This window comes from Enterococcus sp. AZ088, assembly GCF_051714845.1.
GTDB lineage: Bacteria > Bacillota > Bacilli > Lactobacillales > Enterococcaceae > Enterococcus > Enterococcus faecalis.
Genome location: NZ_JBIOSQ010000001.1, coordinates 1 through 19,142, shown reverse-complemented (window position 1 = coordinate 19,142; position 19,142 = coordinate 1). Strand labels below are relative to the sequence as shown.

Annotated in this window: 15 protein-coding genes; 1 reads left to right on the top strand and 14 read right to left on the bottom strand. The window is 37.8% G+C overall.

What is annotated here, in order from left to right; genetic code table 11:
• The first annotated feature begins 200 nt into the window (after nt 1-200).
• Nucleotides 201-1,832: an ABC-F family ATP-binding cassette domain-containing protein gene (locus tag IGL17_RS00075; protein ID WP_002359215.1), complete on the top strand. Its 1,632-nt coding sequence runs from the start codon at nt 201-203 to the stop codon at nt 1,830-1,832.
• Nucleotides 1,833-1,871: 39 nt separating this feature from the next.
• On the opposite strand, the gene IGL17_RS00070 is transcribed toward IGL17_RS00075, so the two are convergent.
• The 14 genes from IGL17_RS00070 to dnaA form a co-directional block, all read right to left on the bottom strand.
• Entirely contained in the window at nt 1,872-2,741 is an 870-nt protein-coding gene (locus IGL17_RS00070; protein WP_002376295.1) for a DegV family protein, read from the bottom strand.
• 124 nt (nt 2,742-2,865) lie between these two features.
• Nucleotides 2,866-4,158, bottom strand: a complete 1,293-nt coding sequence (locus IGL17_RS00065; protein ID WP_002359213.1) for an adenylosuccinate synthase — start codon at nt 4,156-4,158, stop codon at nt 2,866-2,868.
• A 236-nt stretch (nt 4,159-4,394) separates the two neighbouring features.
• A complete protein-coding gene (gene dnaB / locus IGL17_RS00060) occupies nt 4,395-5,762 on the bottom strand; it encodes a replicative DNA helicase (RefSeq protein WP_002381331.1) in 1,368 nt (455 codons plus the stop codon).
• Nucleotides 5,763-6,035: 273 nt separating this feature from the next.
• Nucleotides 6,036-6,488, bottom strand: coding sequence for a 50S ribosomal protein L9 (gene rplI, locus IGL17_RS00055; RefSeq protein WP_002356023.1), 453 nt, complete (start codon nt 6,486-6,488; stop codon nt 6,036-6,038).
• Nucleotides 6,489-6,493: 5 nt separating this feature from the next.
• Nucleotides 6,494-8,518, bottom strand: coding sequence for a DHH family phosphoesterase (locus IGL17_RS00050; RefSeq protein WP_002363542.1), 2,025 nt, complete (start codon nt 8,516-8,518; stop codon nt 6,494-6,496).
• Nucleotides 8,519-8,674: 156 nt separating this feature from the next.
• Nucleotides 8,675-8,914, bottom strand: coding sequence for a 30S ribosomal protein S18 (gene rpsR / locus IGL17_RS00045; protein ID WP_002356021.1), 240 nt, complete (start codon nt 8,912-8,914; stop codon nt 8,675-8,677).
• Between the two features lie 25 nt (nt 8,915-8,939).
• Entirely contained in the window at nt 8,940-9,503 is a 564-nt protein-coding gene (gene ssb / locus IGL17_RS00040) for a single-stranded DNA-binding protein (RefSeq protein ID WP_002363544.1), read from the bottom strand.
• Nucleotides 9,504-9,547: 44 nt separating this feature from the next.
• Entirely contained in the window at nt 9,548-9,850 is a 303-nt protein-coding gene (rpsF, locus tag IGL17_RS00035; protein ID WP_002356019.1) for a 30S ribosomal protein S6, read from the bottom strand.
• Between the two features lie 174 nt (nt 9,851-10,024).
• Nucleotides 10,025-12,526 carry a DNA gyrase subunit A gene (gene gyrA / locus IGL17_RS00030; protein WP_002361457.1) on the bottom strand — a complete coding sequence of 834 codons (2,502 nt, stop codon included), beginning with the start codon at nt 12,524-12,526 and terminating at the stop codon, nt 10,025-10,027.
• Between the two features lie 55 nt (nt 12,527-12,581).
• A complete protein-coding gene (gene gyrB, locus IGL17_RS00025) occupies nt 12,582-14,531 on the bottom strand; it encodes a DNA topoisomerase (ATP-hydrolyzing) subunit B (RefSeq protein WP_002359210.1) in 1,950 nt (649 codons plus the stop codon).
• Nucleotides 14,528-15,655 carry a DNA replication/repair protein RecF gene (gene recF / locus IGL17_RS00020; protein WP_002356016.1) on the bottom strand — a complete coding sequence of 376 codons (1,128 nt, stop codon included), beginning with the start codon at nt 15,653-15,655 and terminating at the stop codon, nt 14,528-14,530. Before recF ends, gyrB begins: the two co-directional genes overlap by 4 nt.
• Entirely contained in the window at nt 15,642-15,887 is a 246-nt protein-coding gene (gene yaaA / locus IGL17_RS00015; protein WP_002356015.1) for a S4 domain-containing protein YaaA, read from the bottom strand. Before yaaA ends, recF begins: the two co-directional genes overlap by 14 nt.
• Nucleotides 15,888-16,466: 579 nt before the next feature.
• A complete protein-coding gene (gene dnaN, locus IGL17_RS00010; RefSeq protein WP_002356014.1) occupies nt 16,467-17,597 on the bottom strand; it encodes a DNA polymerase III subunit beta in 1,131 nt (376 codons plus the stop codon).
• A gap of 201 nt (nt 17,598-17,798) precedes the next feature.
• Nucleotides 17,799-19,142: a chromosomal replication initiator protein DnaA gene (gene dnaA / locus IGL17_RS00005; RefSeq protein WP_010707915.1), complete on the bottom strand. Its 1,344-nt coding sequence runs from the start codon at nt 19,140-19,142 to the stop codon at nt 17,799-17,801.

Here is a 19,142-nt window from a genome sequence, read left to right as displayed (position 1 = left end):
TCATTAAAAAAATACACTAAAAACCCTTTCATGAAAAAAAATTCTGTTTCACATGAAACATTTTAAAAAAGCGCCTTTTTTCTATAAAAAACCCACCTTTTTATTCGTTTCTGTAAAAAGATTGAAACTCCTTGAAAAAAGGTTCTGTAGCCGATATAATGCAGAGAGGTTCAAGAATATATTAAAAGCGAGGAAAACAATTGATTACTGTTAATGATGTAAGTTTACAATTTCCAGATCGTAAACTTTTTGAAGAAGTGAATATTAAATTTACTCCTGGCAACTGTTACGGCTTAATCGGCGCAAACGGTGCAGGAAAATCAACGTTTCTTAAAATTTTATCAGGTGAGATTCAACCGACAACTGGCGTGGTTTCAATGGGTCCTAATGAGCGACTAGCAACGCTGAAACAAAATCACTTTGACTACGAAGACTACACTGTTTTAGAAACTGTAATTATGGGACATAAACGTCTTTACGAAGTAATGAAAGAAAAAGATGCTATCTATATGAAAGAAGATTTTTCAGATGAAGATGGGATTCGTGCCGCAGAACTAGAAGGCGAATTTGCTGAACTTGACGGTTGGGAAGCAGAACCTGAAGCAGCTGTTTTACTCCAAGGGCTAAACATTCCAGAAGAATTACATGATCAAAAAATGAGCGAATTAACAGCTGGTCAAAAAGTCAAAGTATTATTAGCTCAATCTCTTTTTGGTAAACCAGATGTCTTACTATTAGACGAGCCGACAAATGGTTTAGACACCCGCTCAATCAATTGGTTAGAAGAATTTTTAATCAACTTTGAAAATACTGTTATCGTGGTTTCCCATGACCGTCATTTCCTAAACAAAGTCTGCACCCACATGGCAGATTTAGACTTTAGTAAAATCAAACTTTACGTGGGTAACTATGATTTCTGGTTGGAATCAAGCCAACTAGCGACAAAATTGCAAGCACAATCTAATGCCAAAAAAGAAGAACAAATCAAAGAATTACAAGACTTTATCGCTCGTTTTAGCGCCAATGCCTCAAAATCAAAACAAGCAACGTCTCGTAAAAAAATGTTAGATAAAATTACCTTAGATGACATTCAACCTTCCTCTCGTCGTTATCCATTCGTTGGTTTTACACCAGAACGTGAAATCGGCAATGACTTATTACAAGTTGAAAATGTCTCTGTAACGATTGATGGCAAAAAAATCTTAGATAATATCTCGTTCAACTTAACAAAAGATGATAAAGTGGCATTCATCGCTGACTCAGATATTACAACGACTACGTTATTCAAAGTGATTATGGGCGAAATTACTCCCGATACAGGTTCTGTTCGTTGGGGCGTTACAACTAGCCAAGCTTATTTACCAAAAGACAACAGCAAAGACTTTGAAGAGCCATTAACCATTTTAGATTGGTTACGTCAATTTGCTGGTAAAGAAGAAGATGACAATACGTTCTTACGTAGTTTCTTAGGTCGGATGTTATTCTCTGGTGAAGAGGTACTAAAACCAGTCAATGTTCTTTCCGGAGGCGAAAAAGTGCGTGTCATGCTTTCAAAATTAATGCTTTCCAAAGCCAATGTCTTAGTTTTAGATGATCCAACGAACCACTTAGACTTAGAATCAATTACTGCGTTAAATGATGGGTTGATGGCTTTCACTGGTTCAATTCTTTTTGCTTCACATGACCACCAATTTATCCAAACATTAGCGAACCGAATTATTGCTGTTTCTGATAAAGGGGTTATTGATCGGGCAGAAACAACCTATGATGAATTCTTGGAAAACCCAGAAATTCAAAAACAAATGGACGTTTTATTCAGTTCAGATTATTAAAAAAATAGAGAAGTCATTAAAAAATGACTTCTCTATTTTTTATTTTCTTTTTTCACCAAAAGAAAACACAGCAATACAACCTATTCCGGTATGACTAGTAATGGTGGGTCCTAGAGGATAAATCAGTATCTCATTAACTTCTATTTCTTTTTCAATTAATTCTTTGACTTTTTCCGCGTCATCTTTCGTTCCTGCATATGCAATCAATAGTGTTTGTTTCATTGGCTCTACAATGCCTTGAATCGTTTCTTGCGCAATCTTTTGCAAGGACTTGTTTCGTCCACGAGTTTTACCAACGGATGCTAGTTTGCCTGCCGCATCCACGCGAATAATTGGTTTAATGTTCATTAAGCCACCAAGTGCAGCCGCTGTTTTAGAAATCCGTCCGCCACGTTCTAAATGTTTTAAATCATCTACCGTTACCCACGAGTGAAGTTTCATTTTTTGCTCTTCAAGATAGGCAACAACTTCTCCTAATGAATGACCATCTGTTTGTAATCGAATGGCTTCTCGGACTAACATCCCTTGACCTAAGCTAGCTGCTTTTGTGTCAATAATATGAATTTCTACATTATCATATTCTTCTTTTAACATCTCTACTGATTGCAACGCACTTTGATAAGAGCCACTTAACCCAGATGAAAAAGCTAAATAAATCACCGGTAACCCTTGCTCCACAAAAGGACGGAAAAATTCATTGTAGCGTCCTACATTAACTTGAGAGGTAGTGGGCATACTTCCATTTTTAATAGCCGTTAAGAAGTTCTGATAATCAAACGTTTCACCTAAATCATCGCGATATTCTTTCCCGTCAATTTGAATATTCATGCTAATAAAAGATACTTGGTTTTCTTTTAAGTATGTATACGGCAAGTCACAACAAGAATCTGTCACTAATTGATAATTCACGGACAATTGCCCCCTTCATGTTTTCTTTTATTTTACCATAGTTTTTCATTTTTATATAAAATTAAAAAAGAACGTAAAGGCTGAACTGGCATAAGCCATCCTTTACGTTCCCTTAAAAATCTGCTTAAATTTGTGCCCAAACGCTTTCTAAAACGTTCGTTTGGTTACGGTCTGGACCTACAGAGAATGTTGAAATGCGCACACCAACTAATTCTGAAATCCGATGCACGTAGTTACGAGCATTAGCTGGTAAATCGGCTAAAGTTTTGCAACCAGTGATATCTTCAGACCAACCTGGTAATTCTTCATAAACTGGTTTACAGCGGCTTAATTCTTTCAAGCTTGCTGGATAATGATAAATTAATTCACCATCAAGTTCATAAGCTGTACAAATTTTCACCGTTTCTAAACCACTTAACACGTCAATCGAGTTTAATGACAAGTTTGTAATCCCTGATACACGTTTTGAATGACGCATAACTACTGAATCAAACCAACCGACACGACGCGGACGTCCTGTTGTTGTTCCGTATTCTTTACCGACACGACGAATGGTTTCTCCTGTTTCATCAAATAATTCTGTTGGGAATGGGCCGTCACCGACACGTGAAGTGTACGCTTTGCAGACACCAACCACTTTATTAATTTTTGATGGACCAACGCCACTACCGATAGTTACGCCACCAGCTACTGGATTAGAGGAAGTAACAAATGGATAGGTTCCTTGATCGATATCCAACATGACACCTTGTGCCCCTTCAAATAAAACCCGTTTTCCAGCATCTAATGCATCATTTAAAATAACCGAAGTATCTGTAACATATTGTTTAATTTGTTGTCCGTATTCATAGTATTCTTCAAAAATATCATCAAATTCAATGGCTTCGCTATCAAACATTTTAACGAATTGACGATTTTTTTCTTCTAAGTTAATTTGCAAACGTTCCGCAAAAATTTCTTTATCCAATAAATCAGCGATACGGATTCCCACCCGTGCTGCTTTATCCATGTAGGCTGGGCCAATTCCTTTAATCGTTGTCCCAATCTTGTTTTCACCTTTCGCATCTTCTTGCAATTGATCCAATTTAATATGATACGGCAAGATGACATGGGCACGATCTGAAATACGTAAATTATCAGTGGCAACATTATTTTCTTTTAAATAAGCTAATTCTTTTACTAAAGATTTTGGATTCACAACTACGCCGTTACCAATTACACTAATTTTTTCTTTATAGAAAATCCCTGAAGGAATTAAATGTAATTTATACGTTACGCCGTCGAATTTAATGGTATGTCCGGCGTTATCTCCGCCTTGGTAACGAGCGATCACTTCTGCGTTTTCACTTAGAAAGTCTGTAATTTTTCCTTTACCTTCGTCGCCCCATTGCGTTCCAACAACTACTACTGATGACATTCGAACACCTCGTTCATAATTTTTTTGTCCTGAATCATTGTACCAGTAAAACCAGTCCCTTTCAAGGGTAAAAATCGAATATTCTTTCACAATCAAAAGCGTTTCTGTCAAAAATACGAACATTTTTAGTTATGTTTTTGTAAAATAATAAAATATACGAATATTGTTCGTGTTTTACTCTCTGATTTTAATCCCTTAATAAGCAAAAAAACGAACTCAAAAAATGAGTTCGTTTTTTAAAATTCTGTCCTCGGCGAAAGCGAAGAAAATTTATTATATTCTTTAATGAAAAGTAATTCGACCGTTCCACGCGCACCACTACGGTTTTTCTCAATGATGACTTCTACAACATTGTCAACTTCTGGTGGCTCATGATCGCCGTCTTCTCCTTCACCACGATCATAGTAATCATCACGATAAAGAAAGGCAACGATATCGGCATCTTGCTCAATGGAACCTGATTCACGAATATCACTTAACACAGGACGTTTATCTTGACGTTGTTCCACGCCACGAGAAAGCTGTGACAAAGCGATAACCGGGACTTTTAATTCTTTCGCTAATTTTTTTAATTGACGTGAAATATCAGAAACCTCCTGTTGGCGGTTCTCTTTTCCAGTTCCTTCAATCAATTGTAGGTAGTCGATCAAAATTAGACCTAGGTTGCCTTTTTCTTGTGCTAATTTACGACATTTCGCACGAATTTCGGTAATTTTAATCCCTGGTGTGTCATCAATATAGATATTCGCACGGGACAAACTACCCATCGCAATAATTAAGTTTTGCCATTCTTCTTCAGATAATTGCCCTGTTCTTAAATGGCTGGCCTCAATGGATCCTTCTGCACAAAGCATCCGGTTCACTAATGACTCTGCCCCCATTTCTAAACTAAAAATAGCGACAGCTTTATCTGTTTTGGTGCCGACATTTTGGGCAATATTTAATGCAAAAGCGGTTTTCCCTACCGCTGGACGGGCCGCTAGAATGATTAGCTCTTCCGCTTGCAAGCCAGCAGTCATTTTATCCAATGCTTGATAGCCTGTAGGTAAACCAGTAATCTCTTCATCATTTTGGTATAATTGGTCAATATTCGCAATAGTTGTATTTAGAACATCTGAAATTGATAAAAAGCCACTGCGATTCCGCTTTTCAGAGACTTCTAAAATGCTTCGTTCTGCATCATCCAAAATAGATTCAACATCTTCACCTTGCTCAAAGCCTTTAGTTACAATCTCTGTAGCGGTTTGGATTAAGTTGCGCAGCAACGATTTTTGTTCAACAATTTTTGCATAATAAATGACATTGGCAGCTGTCGGTACAGCTAAAGCTAAATCTGACAGATAACTTAGTCCGCCAACATCTTCTAACAAATTCTCTTGTTCTAGGCGATCTTTGATTGTTACCACATCAATCGCTTCATTTCGGTCGCTTAAGGTCATCATCGTTTGGAAAATCAACTGATGACTACGACGATAGAAATCTTTAGGTTCCACATATTCCATCGCTTCTATTAGCACATCTGCATCTAAGAAAATAGAACCTAAAACGGCTTGTTCCGCTTCAATATTTTGTGGCGGTACCCTATCTTGCAATAATTCATTCATTTTGTTCTCTCCCACGATGTCTTACTTTCTGGTTCATTTAGTCTATCCATTTTAACACAATTTCATTAAAAAAAGTACATTTTTTCTCTGCTGATTTCTCTATTTTTAGTTCACTTTCCAATTTTTAAAAATATATAATTAATAAAAATATAATATTTTTATTAATTTAAAATGTTGTGCATTTGATTTCTAAACGTCATAAAAATAATTACTGTAATTTATTTGGCATAAAAAAGAAGCCGGAGAAATCGGCTTCTTTTTTTATCAATTGTATTATTCCGCTACGACATGAACCTTAATTTTCGCTGTAACTTCATGATGTAGTTTGACTGGTACGTTAGTGTAACCTAGAGAACGAATTGGGTTGGCTAATTCGATTTTGCGTTTATCCAATTTTACATTGTATTGTTTGTTTAAGGCTTCTGCAATTTGTTTTGAAGGAATTGAGCCAAATAAACGGCTGTCTTCTCCAGCTTTTGCCTTAATCTCTACAACAGTCTTTTCATCTTCTAAAAAGGCTTGCATTTCTTTTGCTTGTGCTAAAACTTCTGCTTCATGTTTTTCTTGGGCTTTCTTTTGACCCGCTAACGCACTCATGCTCCCTTTATTGGCTTCTTTCGCATAACCATTTTTAATTAAAAAGTTTTGGGCGTAACCAGTTGGCACTTCTTTTACGTCCCCTTTTTTTCCTTTTCCTTTAACGTCTTGTAAAAAAATGACTTTCATTTCCTTCACTCCTGTTCATACATTTCATTAATATTTTGACGAATTACATCAAGTAGTTGCTCTTTTACTTCTGCTACTGTTACGTTTGATAATTGTACTGCCGCATTAGTAAAGTGACCGCCACCACCTAAATTTTCCATAATAATTTGGACATTAATTGAACCATTACTCCGAGCACTAATGCCAATCTGTTGATCCGTCCGCTTGGTAATGACAAATGCTGCATTAATCCCTGCCATAGAAAGTAATGTGTCCGCTGTTTTGGCAGCTGTGACACTATCATATTCTTTGTCTTCACTCCCGGCAACAACGACGGTATCTTTTGTGACATATTCGCTTTTAGAGATTAAATTGTTCATTTCCAGATAGCTTGTAAGATCAGAACTTAATAGATATTGTACTAAAGATGAGTCTGCTCCACAAGTTCGTAAATAACTAGCCACATCAAATGTTCGCGCCGTCGTTCGTGTATTGAAACTTTTCGTATCAACCACAATTCCCGCCAACATCATGGTTGCTTCAAAGGCCTGCAGTTTATTTGCGCTATTACTTTGGTATTCGATCAATTCTGTGACTAATTCTGAAGCAGAAGAGGCAGAAGATTCAATATAAGAAAGCAAGGGTTTTGCTGGAAATTCGTCTCCTCGTCGATGGTGATCAATGATTACCACTTTATCAAAACGCTCATAGAGCTCTTGTGAGATCGATAGAGACGGTTTATGGTAATCTACCATAACTAATAAGCTACTTTCTTTCTTGCGCTTCATGGCCTCTTTAGGACTAATAATGCGCTCTTCTAATTCTGGGTACTCTTTAATCGCCTCTAACACTCTTTTGACATCGGGAATGATTTCATTTTCATCTAAAACAATCCACGCTTTTCGATTATTAAACGAAGCTAAACGAGCAACACCAAATGCTGAACCTAACGCATCCATATCTGGATAACGATGGCCCATAATATAGATGTCAGCAGATTCCGCAATAATTCCCTTAATTGCCATGCTCATTGCACGAGAACGTACTTGGGAACGTTTCGTCGTTACTGCCGTTTTTCCACCAAAAAATAACGGCTTCGCTTCATCTTTGGCTTCTTTTACAACCACTTGATCGCCGCCACGTACTAAAGCTGTATCTAGGTTTGTTTGAGCCGTGGTCCCGGTTTGATCTAAGGTTGGCCCCCCATAAGCAATCCCCATACTTAACGTAATGGCTACTTCATGGTTAGCTGATTCCTTACGGATCGTATCCAAAATAGAAAATTTTTCGTCCATCATTTTTTGAATATCTTCCCATTGGGCAATGAAAAAATAACGTTCTGCGTTGATTCGCTTATAAAAAACTTTGTATTGGTCCATCCAATCAGAAACCATCGTCGTAATGAAACTATTCAAATAAGAAATTTCTTTCTCATCCATTGTATCGGTGACATCATCATAATTATCAACAGACACAATGCCAATAGCCGTTTGCATTTCGACTTTTTCTTGATACAAATTACTTTCTTTAGTGATATCTTCAAAAGTAATTGTATGTTGTTCTTTATTGACGCTAAAGCGATAGGTATTTTCGTCAATCGTAAAAATATCTTGGTTTCGTTCTGCTAATTCTAAATAAGACGTAACTTGGCTAGCGGTTAACGTTAGCTGATTATCTTTATTAAAAATAGAAGCAGCATAAGGATTAAGCCATTCTACCGCGCGTGTTTCCCCGTTATACGTAATAATTCCCACAGGTACTTCATTTACAACATAATCCAACGATTGTTCAGCAATGGAACTTGCTTCTTGAATCTTTTCTACGTTTGTAATTTCTACATCTCTAATCAACAGCCGAATAACCACTAAGAGAAAGATATCTAATGCGATAATTACCGCCAATAGCAGCCATTTATTTGTTAGTAAGAAATAGAGGAGAAATTCTACTAAGAGAAGACCCACAACAATTAAGAAACCGTTTTTTTGAATTCTCTTCTTTTGCATTTTTTTGCCTCCAATCTTTCTGCAGACCTTTGAGGCGACTTGTTCCAACGAGCGTATTGCTCTGGTGATTCACTAGTTATTTCATCCCTTATTTTATCACAAAACACTTCATTCTGCGAACCTTGTTATGTTTCACGTGAAACACTAGTCAAGATAAAAAAGAACCAAAGAGCAAGCTCTTTGGTTCTGGAAATTGTCATAAAATTATTGTTCGTCACTAACGAATGGTAATAATCCCATGATACGTGCGCGTTTAATAGCAATCGTTAATTTACGTTGGTTTTTAGCGCCAGTACCTGTAACACGACGTGGTAAAATTTTGCCACGTTCTGAAATGAATCGTTTTAACAATTCAGTATCTTTATAATCGATGTATTCGATGTGGTTTGCTGCGATGTAGTCGACTTTCCGACGTTTACGTCCGCCTCTTCTTTGTTGTGCCATTCTTGTTCCCTCCTATCAAATTCGTTTAGAATGGTAAATCATCATCTGAAATGTCGATAGATGAACCTGAGCCACCAAATGGATCAGAATCTTTATCGAAATCAGGCATACCGTTATTGTTTTGCGACTGAGAAGATGATGGATTGAAACTATTGTTGTTATTAAATCCAGAACCGGCATTGTTATTACCAAAGCTACGATTTTGTGATTGATAACCATTTTCGTTGTTATTAAAGCTACCGCCGCCAGTTCCTCTTTGTTCTGAAGCAGAACGAGATTCTAACAATTGGAAGTTTTCACAAACCACTTCAGTTACGTAGACACGTTGACCTTGTTGGTTCTCGTAATTACGAGTTTGAATTCTTCCGACAACACCTAATAATGTACCTTTACGGGCATAATTAGCCATTGTTTCTGCGGGTTTACGCCAAATCACACAGTTGATAAAGTCTGCTTCACGGTCACCATTTTGATTCGTAAAATTACGGTTTACAGCAAGTGTAAAGGTCGCAACAGCTGAACCACTAGCGGTGTAACGTAAGTCAGGATCTTTTGTCAATCTTCCGACTAATACAACGTTATTAATCATTCAAAACATCTCCTTTCGTCAATAAATGTTTCATGTGAAACAAATTATGCTTCTACCTTCACGATCATATGACGGATAATATCGTCATTGATTTTTGCTAAACGATCAAACTCGTTGATTGCGCCAGCTGTTGATGGAGAAGTAACGTTAACGATATGATAGATGCCTTCACGGAATCCGTTCATTTCATATGCTAAGCGGCGTTTTTCCCAATCTTTAGATTCGATAACTTCTGCTCCGTTATCTTTTAAGATTGTGTCGAAACGTTCTACTAAAGCAGTTTTTGCTTCTTCATCAATGTTCGGACGAATAATGTACATGATTTCGTACTTCGTATCTTGACTCATTGATTTTCACCTCCCTATGGACTTCAAGGCTCTTAGTTGGCTAAGAGCAAGGAGAACATACCTAAAAAGGTAGTTCACAATCTCTAATTATATGCTAATTGATGGACAAAAGCAAGAAATAGTTTTGAAAAGCCCCAATAAAAAAGTTTCGCCAGTTGGCGAAACTTTTTTATGTTATTCTTCTGTTTCTGATGTTGTTTCGTTTTCTGTTGTTTCTACAACTTCAACGATTTCTTCTTCCACTTCTTCTGGTTCTACAACAGCCATCGTTACCACTTTGGCACCATCTTCCATTCTCATTAAACGAACCCCTAATGTTGCGCGTCCTGTTTGAGAAACAGAATCAACGTTAAAGCGGATAATGACGCCTTTGTTCGTAATCAATAAGATATCTTCATCCCCATTGACCGTGGTTAAACCAGCTAATGGACCATTTTTCTCAGTGATATTTGCTGTCTTAATCCCTTTACCGCCACGTCCTTTAACTGGATATTCAGAAGCTTTTGTACGCTTACCATAACCATTTTCAGTAATGACTAGGACTTCTTTGTTTTCATCCAGAATCGCTGCACCGACCACATAATCATTTTCGCGGAGACGGATTCCCCGAACGCCTGATGCTGTCCGGCCCATATCACGTACAGTATTTTCATCAAATGTGACAGAGTATCCTGCATGTGTTCCGATAATCATCTTCTGATTGCCATTAGTCGTTACCACGTTAACTAACTCATCATCTTCTTTTAAGCTAATGGCGATTAATCCATTACTACGGATATTAGAAAAGGCTGTTACAGCTGTCCGTTTGACGGTTCCTTTTAAGGTTGTGAAGAACAAGTATTTACCTGCTTCCGCTTTGCCCTCAACAGAAATAATCGCTTGAATTTTTTCTGCAGAATCAATTCCCAGTAAGTTAATCACTGGAATTCCTTTTGCTGTTCTACCGTATTCAGGGATTTCGTAACCTTTTGCTCGGTAAACTTTCCCAGTGTTCGTAAAGAATAATAACGTGTCATGTGTTGAACAAGAAACTAGGTTTTTCACGAAATCATCATCATGAACGCCCATGCCTTGGACACCACGTCCGCCGCGGCGTTGCGCCCGGAATTCGGAGTTTGCCATCCGCTTAATGTAGCCGTTATTGGTTAATGTAATCACGACTTCTTCTTCTTCGATTAAATCTTCATCTTCAAGACTTAGGACTTCACCTACTAATAATTCTGTGCGTCGTGCATCACCAAATTTTGTGCGAACGTCATTTAACTCTGTTTTAATGATTTCAATGACGCGTTCTGGGCGGGCTAAAATGTCCTCTAAGTCCGCAATGAATTTCAATAGCTCTTGATATTCATTTTCAATTTTGTCGCGTTCTAAGCCTGTTAAACGGCGTAAACGCATATCTAAAATCGCTTGCGCTTGACGATCTGAAAATTCAAAGCGTTCAATTAACGTTGCTTTTGCTTCGTCATCTGATTGTGATCCACGGATAATGGCAATAATTTCATCGATATGATCTAAGGCAATTCGTAGACCTTCTAAAATATGCGCCCGTGCTTCTGCTTTGTTTTTGTCAAAAATCGTCCGGCGAGTAATGACTTCTTTTTGATGCTCGACGTAGTTTTCTAAAATACGTTTCAAGCTTAAAATTTTCGGTACGCCTTTTTCGATGGCTAACATGTTAAAACCAAAAGATGTTTGTAAAGCAGTCATTTTGTACAAGTTGTTTAACACAACAGAGGCACTCACATCTCGACGAACATCGATGACAATCCGCATGCCTTCACGAGAAGATTCATCCCGCAAATCGGTAATTCCTTCAATTCGTTTATCTCTGTGTAATTCAGAAATTCGTTCGATTAATTTGGCTTTATTCACCATATAAGGCAATTCAGTTACTAAAATACGTTCTTTTCCATTCGGCATTTCAGTCAATTCAACTTTTGCACGAACAGTAATCGAACCTTTCCCTGTTTCATATGCTCGGCGAATCCCTGATTTCCCCATCACTAAACCGCCTGTTGGAAAATCTGGTCCAGGTAACACTTCCATCAATTCATTCGTCGTTACATCAGGATTGTCCATCAATAAACTTGTTGCATCAATCACTTCACTTAAATTGTGTGGTGGAATATTTGTTGCCATCCCCACCGCAATCCCCGTTGTTCCGTTAACTAGTAAGTTTGGAAAACGAGCAGGTAAAACTACTGGTTCTTGTTCTGAATCATCATAGTTTCCTTGGAAATCGACTGTATTTTTGTTAATATCTCGTAGCATTTCTAAAGCAATTTTACTCATACGTGCTTCGGTATAACGCATAGCGGCAGCGCCGTCACCATCGACAGAACCGAAGTTTCCGTGGCCGTCAACTAACATAGCCCGATAACTAAAAGGTTGTGCCATCCGCACCATTGATTCGTAAATCGCACTGTCCCCATGGGGGTGATATTTACCCATAACATCCCCAACAATCCGGGCTGATTTTTTGTGTGGTTTATCAGGGGTTACCCCTAATTCGTTCATTCCATATAAGATTCGGCGATGAACAGGTTTTAAACCGTCACGAACGTCAGGTAACGCGCGGGCTACGATAACACTCATTGCGTAGTCAATGAAAGATTCTTTCATTTCGCTGGTCAGATTGACGTCTTGAATGTTTTCTTTAATTTCTTCACTCATGAATTTTTTCCCCTCTAAATATATGTTCTAGCGTCTCTTACAACGTTGCGACACATTAAATATCCAAGTTTTTCACGTAATGGGCATTTTCTTCGATAAACGCACGACGTGGTTCCACACGATCGCCCATTAGCATTTCAAAAATTTGGTCAGCTTCAATGGCATCATCGACACTCACTCGCGCCATTAATCGTTTTTCTGGGTCCATTGTTGTTTCCCAAAGTTGGTGATCATCCATTTCACCCAAACCTTTGTAACGTTGAACACTTGGTTTTGGTGAAGCAGGTAATTCTTCTAACACTTTTGCTAGTTCCTCTTCAGCATGTTTGCCCGGTTGAACGTAGGTGATATTTTTCCCTTGTTTCACACCATATAGTGGTGGTTGGGCAATATACACATAACCAGCTTCAACAATTGGCCGCATGAAGCGATAGAACAAGGTTAATAACAACGTTCGAATATGCGCACCATCGACATCGGCATCGGTCATAATCACTAGTTTGTGATAACGTGCTTTAGAAACATCGAAATCTTCGCCGAAGCCTGTTCCCATAGCTGTAAATAATGACCGAATTTCTTCATTGGCTAAAATTTTATCCATGCTAGCTTTCTCGACATTCAAGATTTTCCCACGAATTGGTAAAATGGCTTGGAATTCACGGCTACGGCCTTGTTTTGCTGAACCGCCGGCCGAGTCTCCTTCGACGATAAATAATTCGCATTTTTCCGGATCTTTACTTGAGCAATCAGCCAGCTTCCCTGGCAAGTTGCTAATTTCTAAAGCGCCTTTACGACGGGTGACTTCACGGGCTCTTTTAGCGGCTAAACGAGCTTTTGAGGCCAACATACCTTTTTCGACAATTTGTTTGCCGACTGTTGGATTTTCCATCAAGAATTTTGTAAAGTATTCTGAGAACAAACGATCCGTAACGGTCCGTACTTCTGAGTTCCCTAATTTCGTTTTCGTTTGTCCTTCAAATTGAGGATCTGGATGTTTGATGGAAACCACTGCAGTTAAACCTTCACGAACATCTTCCCCAGTTAATTTTTCATCGTTTTCTTTCATCAATTTTTGTTTACGTGCATAGTCATTAATCACACGTGTTAAAGAAGTTTTAAAACCAGATTCATGCGTTCCGCCTTCATAAGTATGAATATTGTTGGCAAAACTTAAAATATTTGAGTGGTAGCCATCTGTATACTGCATTGACACTTCCACTGTAATATCTTGTTGCTCTCCCTCAATGAAGATTGGCTCTGGGAAAATAACGTCTTTATTGGCATTTAAATGCTCAACATAACTCTTAATCCCGCCTTCATAGTGATACTCTTTTTTATCTTCTTGTCCTTCACGACGGTCTTCAATTGAAATGTGTAAGCCTCGATTTAAAAAGGCTAATTCACGAACCCGTGTTGCTAATTTATCAAAATCATAAACGGTTGTTTCTGTAAAAATTTCAGGATCTGGAATAAAGTGAACAGTAGTTCCGTGACGATCCGTTTCTTCGATAACTTTTAGGTCATCAACAACCGCACCACGACGATATTCTTGGTAATACACTTTGCCATCTTTATAAACACGAACATCTAAACTGGTCGATAAAGCATTAACAACAGAGGAACCAACACCGTGCAAGCCACCTGATACTTTATAGCCGCCACCGCCAAATTTCCCGCCGGCATGTAGCACTGTAAACACTGTTTCCACAGCTGGGCGACCTGTTTTGGCTTGAATCCCGACTGGAATTCCACGACCATCATCGATAACAGTAATACTATCGTCTGGTTCGATAATTACTTGAATTGATTTAGCAAATCCTGCTAAGGCTTCGTCGATAGAGTTGTCAACGATTTCCCATACTAAGTGGTGTAACCCTTCGCCACTAGTAGAACCTATGTACATACCAGGACGTTTCCGGACAGCTTCTAAGCCCTCCAAAACTTGAATCTGACTAGCGTCATATTCTTGCGCACGTTCTCTCATGTTTTTTTCTTCTTCTGTCATGTCGCTGAATTCCTTTCTATCTTGCCTTGTTGAACATAAAAAATATCTGGTTCAACTGTTAGCTTGTCTTTTATGTGATCTAAACTAGTTGTCGTTAAGAACGTTTGAACTTTGCCTTCAATCGTTTCTAACAAGTGAATTTGACGTTCATTATCTAATTCACTCATGACATCATCTAGTAATAACACAGGATATTCTCCTGTTTCTGAATGCATCAAATCAATCTCTGCCAATTTAATACTTAAAGCTGTCGTCCGCTGTTGGCCTTGTGAGCCATACGTTTGAACATTTTGACCATTGACAATAAATAGCAAATCGTCACGATGAGGGCCTAAAAAAGTATTCGCTTTAAACAATTCACGCTTACGATTGTTCATTAATTGTTGGAGCAATTGATTTTGAAGTGCTTCTAAGGAAAGATCCGTGTTGTCAATTGGGATGCTTGATGCGTAGTCTATGGTGAGCGTTTCGCGTCCATGACTAATTTTTTGATGGAGTAAGTTTGCCCAGTGTTCTAATTTTTTAAGAAAACCTAACCGAGCGTATAGAACTTTCCCGCCAAATTCAGCTAGCTGTTCTGTCAAAATATCCAGATAAACAGTATCTGTTTGTTTCTTTTCAGCTAGTTGTTTTAGGTATTGGTTCCGTTGCTTTAAAACAGACTGATATTGGACAAGATCATAAAGATAAATAGGACTCACTTGTCCGAGTTCCATGTCAATAAATTTCCGGCGGACTTGAGGTGAGCCTTTCACCAAAGATAAATCTTCTGGGGCAAATAAAATAACATTCAGTTGCCCAATGTACGCACTGAGCCTTTTTTGCTCAATGTGATTAACCTTGGTTTTACGTCCTTTGTTGGAAATTAAAATTTCCAACGGCACGGTGCCTGTCTTTTTTTCAACCACACCGCTAATTTTAGCTGCTGCTTGTTCCCAGCCAATTAATTCTTTTTCATTGCTGGTTCGATGACTTCGTGTCATTGCTAGAACATAAATGCTTTCTAACAAGTTGGTTTTTCCTTGGGCGTTTTCGCCTAAAAAAAGATTTAACGTTTTTGGAAAATCTAAACTGACTGTTTCATAATTACGATAATGCTGAAGTGTCAGCTCATTCAGCCGCATCGTCGGACTCGTTTCCGTTTTTCACCATAAAAAAAGTACCTTCTTCAGGTATCTCAATCATCATGCCCGCATAAAGTTTCCGTCCGCGACGATTTTCCAACTCGCCATCAACAAACACGCTATTGTCTGCCAAATACCATTTGGCTTGGCCGCCACTACCAATGACGTTGATTTCTTTAAGAAACTGACCAAGCGTTATATACTCAGTTGCTAAAACAAACGTTTTTTTCAATGTGCATCCCTCTTTTTTCTAATACGTTCTCATATATATTATACCCTTTTTCATAAGAGAAAACAAATTTATCTGTCTAATTTTCATTCTAAGCAATTTTAATTCTAAATGACCGAAAATATTATTAGGATAAAAAAACTCTTAAAAAGCATTTTAAAACGGAAATTGATATTTTCTTGAGAAAAAAGGGGCCTGATTTGGCAGAAATGACGAGTAGCGTTTAACTAAAAAACAATTAGGGGTAACTCAAAGACAAACGAAGAGGGCGCGCAATGAAGAAAAGTAGCTTGTAGAGGTCTGAGCGTCGTTTTAAGCAACGTAAACTTCTTTCACTAGGAAATATTCATAAAAAAATGAACAGCCCTTAAACGAAAAATTAAAGGGCTTTTTTCTTTATCCACGAAAAAAAAGGCAGAATTTATTCGTCAAACGATAGTTCAAATATTCACAATCATATTAGCGTAAAAGCTATTCTAGTTTTAAAAAGCTTATCTAGCAGCGTTTATCGGCTTTAAACAGACGACAAAAAAGAACCTTCGGCGATCATAGTGATTTTCCGAAGGTCTTTTTTAAACATGATTAATTTGTACGAACCGGTGTAATTAGTTGAATGAAATCTAGTTCTGTTTCGGTTGGCTCCAATGTAAACGGACGAATTGGAGAAAGGAATTTCACGGTAATATTCATATCGCCAAACGCTCGCAATGCATCTTTCATATAATCTGGGTTGAAAGAAATATCCAACGCTTCACCAGAAACATTTTCATAGTTTAACGCTTCTTCGACTTTTCCAATTTCAGGTGAATTTCCATATAAAACAACAGAATCTGGTGAAATTGAAAGGCGAACAATATTGTTACGTCCTTCATGAGAAAGTAAAGAGGCACGTTCGATTGCTGAAAGCAGTTCTGGTACATAAAATTCAATTTGCGTGTTATGGCTAGTTGGAATTAAACGGTTGGTATCAGGATAATTTCCTTCTAACAAACGAGAATAGAAGTACATTGTTTCTGTTTTAAATAGCACTTGATTTTCCATAATGCTGATTTCAACCATTTCTTCTTCATTGGTTAATGAACGAGAAAGTTCAGTTAAACTTTTTCCTGGAATTACAATGTTAAAGTCTTCTACTGCTTGTTCTGTCGGGATCACACGTTGACTTAAACGATGTGAATCTGTCGCAACGGCAAGTAATTTTTGATTTTCTAAAATAAAGTGAACCCCAGTTAAAATTGGACGACTTTCGTGCATCGATACAGCAAAACCTGTTTCACTAATAATTTTTGTCAATAAATGAACAGGTAATTTCATTTGGTTTTGAGTATCAATTACTGGTAAGTGCGGATAATTGTCAGCATCTAATCCATTGACCGTAAAATCAGCTTTTCCTGAAGTAATTGCAACTTGATTGTTATCTAGAACTTCCATTGTGAACATATCTTCTGGTAATTTACGAATAATTTCGCCAAAGAAACGAGATTGTAAAACGATGCTACCTGTGCGTTCAATCGTCATTTGAGCTTTTTCATCGTCTTTACTTAAAAAACTTTCAATTGAAATATCCGCGTTACTCCCAGTAAGTGATAAGCCATCTTCTGATAACACAATTTTAACACCTGTTAAGATTGGAATCGTTGTTTTAGAAGAAATTGCTCGTTGAACAGTTTGTAATTCTTGTAAAAAGACACTTCGTTTGACCGTTAATTTCATAATGTAAACTCCTTTTTAAGTATTTTCAATACGTTCTAATTTTGTACGCCACTGTTTTGTATATTATATATAAATAAATAATAAAAGTAATAGGGCATGTTGATTCTGTGGAAAAGTCAAAAGAGCATTGATTTTACTAAGTTATCCACTTGTGTATAAGTTGTGGATAACTTTGTTCTTTTTTGTTTAGTTTTCCACATCCTAAGAGTTCAATAAATTTTTAATTTCACTGACTTCTTTTTGAATCGCTGGATCTTTTTCCAATAATTGCTGAATCTTTTCGTGCGCATGAATTACCGTTGTATGATCTTTGCCGCCAAATTCGGCACCAATTTTTGGCAAGGAATTGTCGGTCATTTCTCTAGCAAGATACATTGAGATTTGACGAGGAACCACAATTGTTTTCACCCGTTTTTTCCCTTTTAAATCTTTAAGAGGCACATGATAATATTTGGATACTTCTTCTTGAATTTGTAAGATGGACAATTGATTTTTACTACCAACTGATTTTAGAGATTTCAAGGCGTCCGCCGCTAAACTAGTGGTAATATCTTCTCCATTAATAGTTGCAAAGGCTTGAACGCGGACCAAAGCACCCTCTAATTCACGGATGTTGGAATCAATTTGACCAGCGATATAACTTAGTGTATCATCCGGAATTTCTAAACGCTCGGCATCTGCTTTTTTGCGCAAAATTGCAATCCGTGTTTCTAAATCAGGCGGGGTGATATCGACAGACAAACCCCAAGCAAAGCGAGAAACTAATCGTTCAGGTAATTTTGGAATATCATTCGGCGGGCGATCACTTGTTAAAACAATTTGTTTATTTTCATTGTAAAGATCGTTGAAGGTATGGAAAAATTCTTCCAATGTTGCTTCTTTTTCCGCCAAAAATTGAATATCATCGACTAATAATAAGTCAACATTGCGATATTCTTTCCGAAATTGTTCGGATGTCTTTGTTTGAATTGAGTTGATAAATTCATTCGTAAACGTTTCGCTACTAACATATTTGACTTTGGCATCTGGTTGATTCACTAACATTTGATGACCAATGGCATGCATCAAATGGGTTTTCCCTAACCCTACACCACCATAGAAGAAAAGGGGATTGTAAATCGAACCCGGATCCTCGGCAACAACAAGCGCTGCAGCGTGCGCCATTTGGTTTCCTTTACCAATAACGAAGGTGTCGAAAGTGTACTTAGGATTAAGCATTGCTTTTTTACTTTGTTCACTAAAAACAATTTCTTCTTCGGCAGGTTCTTCGAGTTCTTGTGCCAGTGCTGCGTCTTTTTCATCGGCAACAACAAAATGGGGCATCACTTCTGCACCGGTCAATTTAAATCCAGTTTCGACAATTTTTGCCGAAAGATTTTTTTCCCAGTAATCACGATGAACTGCAGAAGGGACTTCTAGCCACAATTGATTGTTGTCTAATTTCAAAGGGCGTGTGGTTTTAATCCAAGCATCAAAACTTGGCGCCGACAAAATCGCTTGATAGGCTTCTTCAAGGCTATGCCAAAAACTTTCCACGTCGGGCAT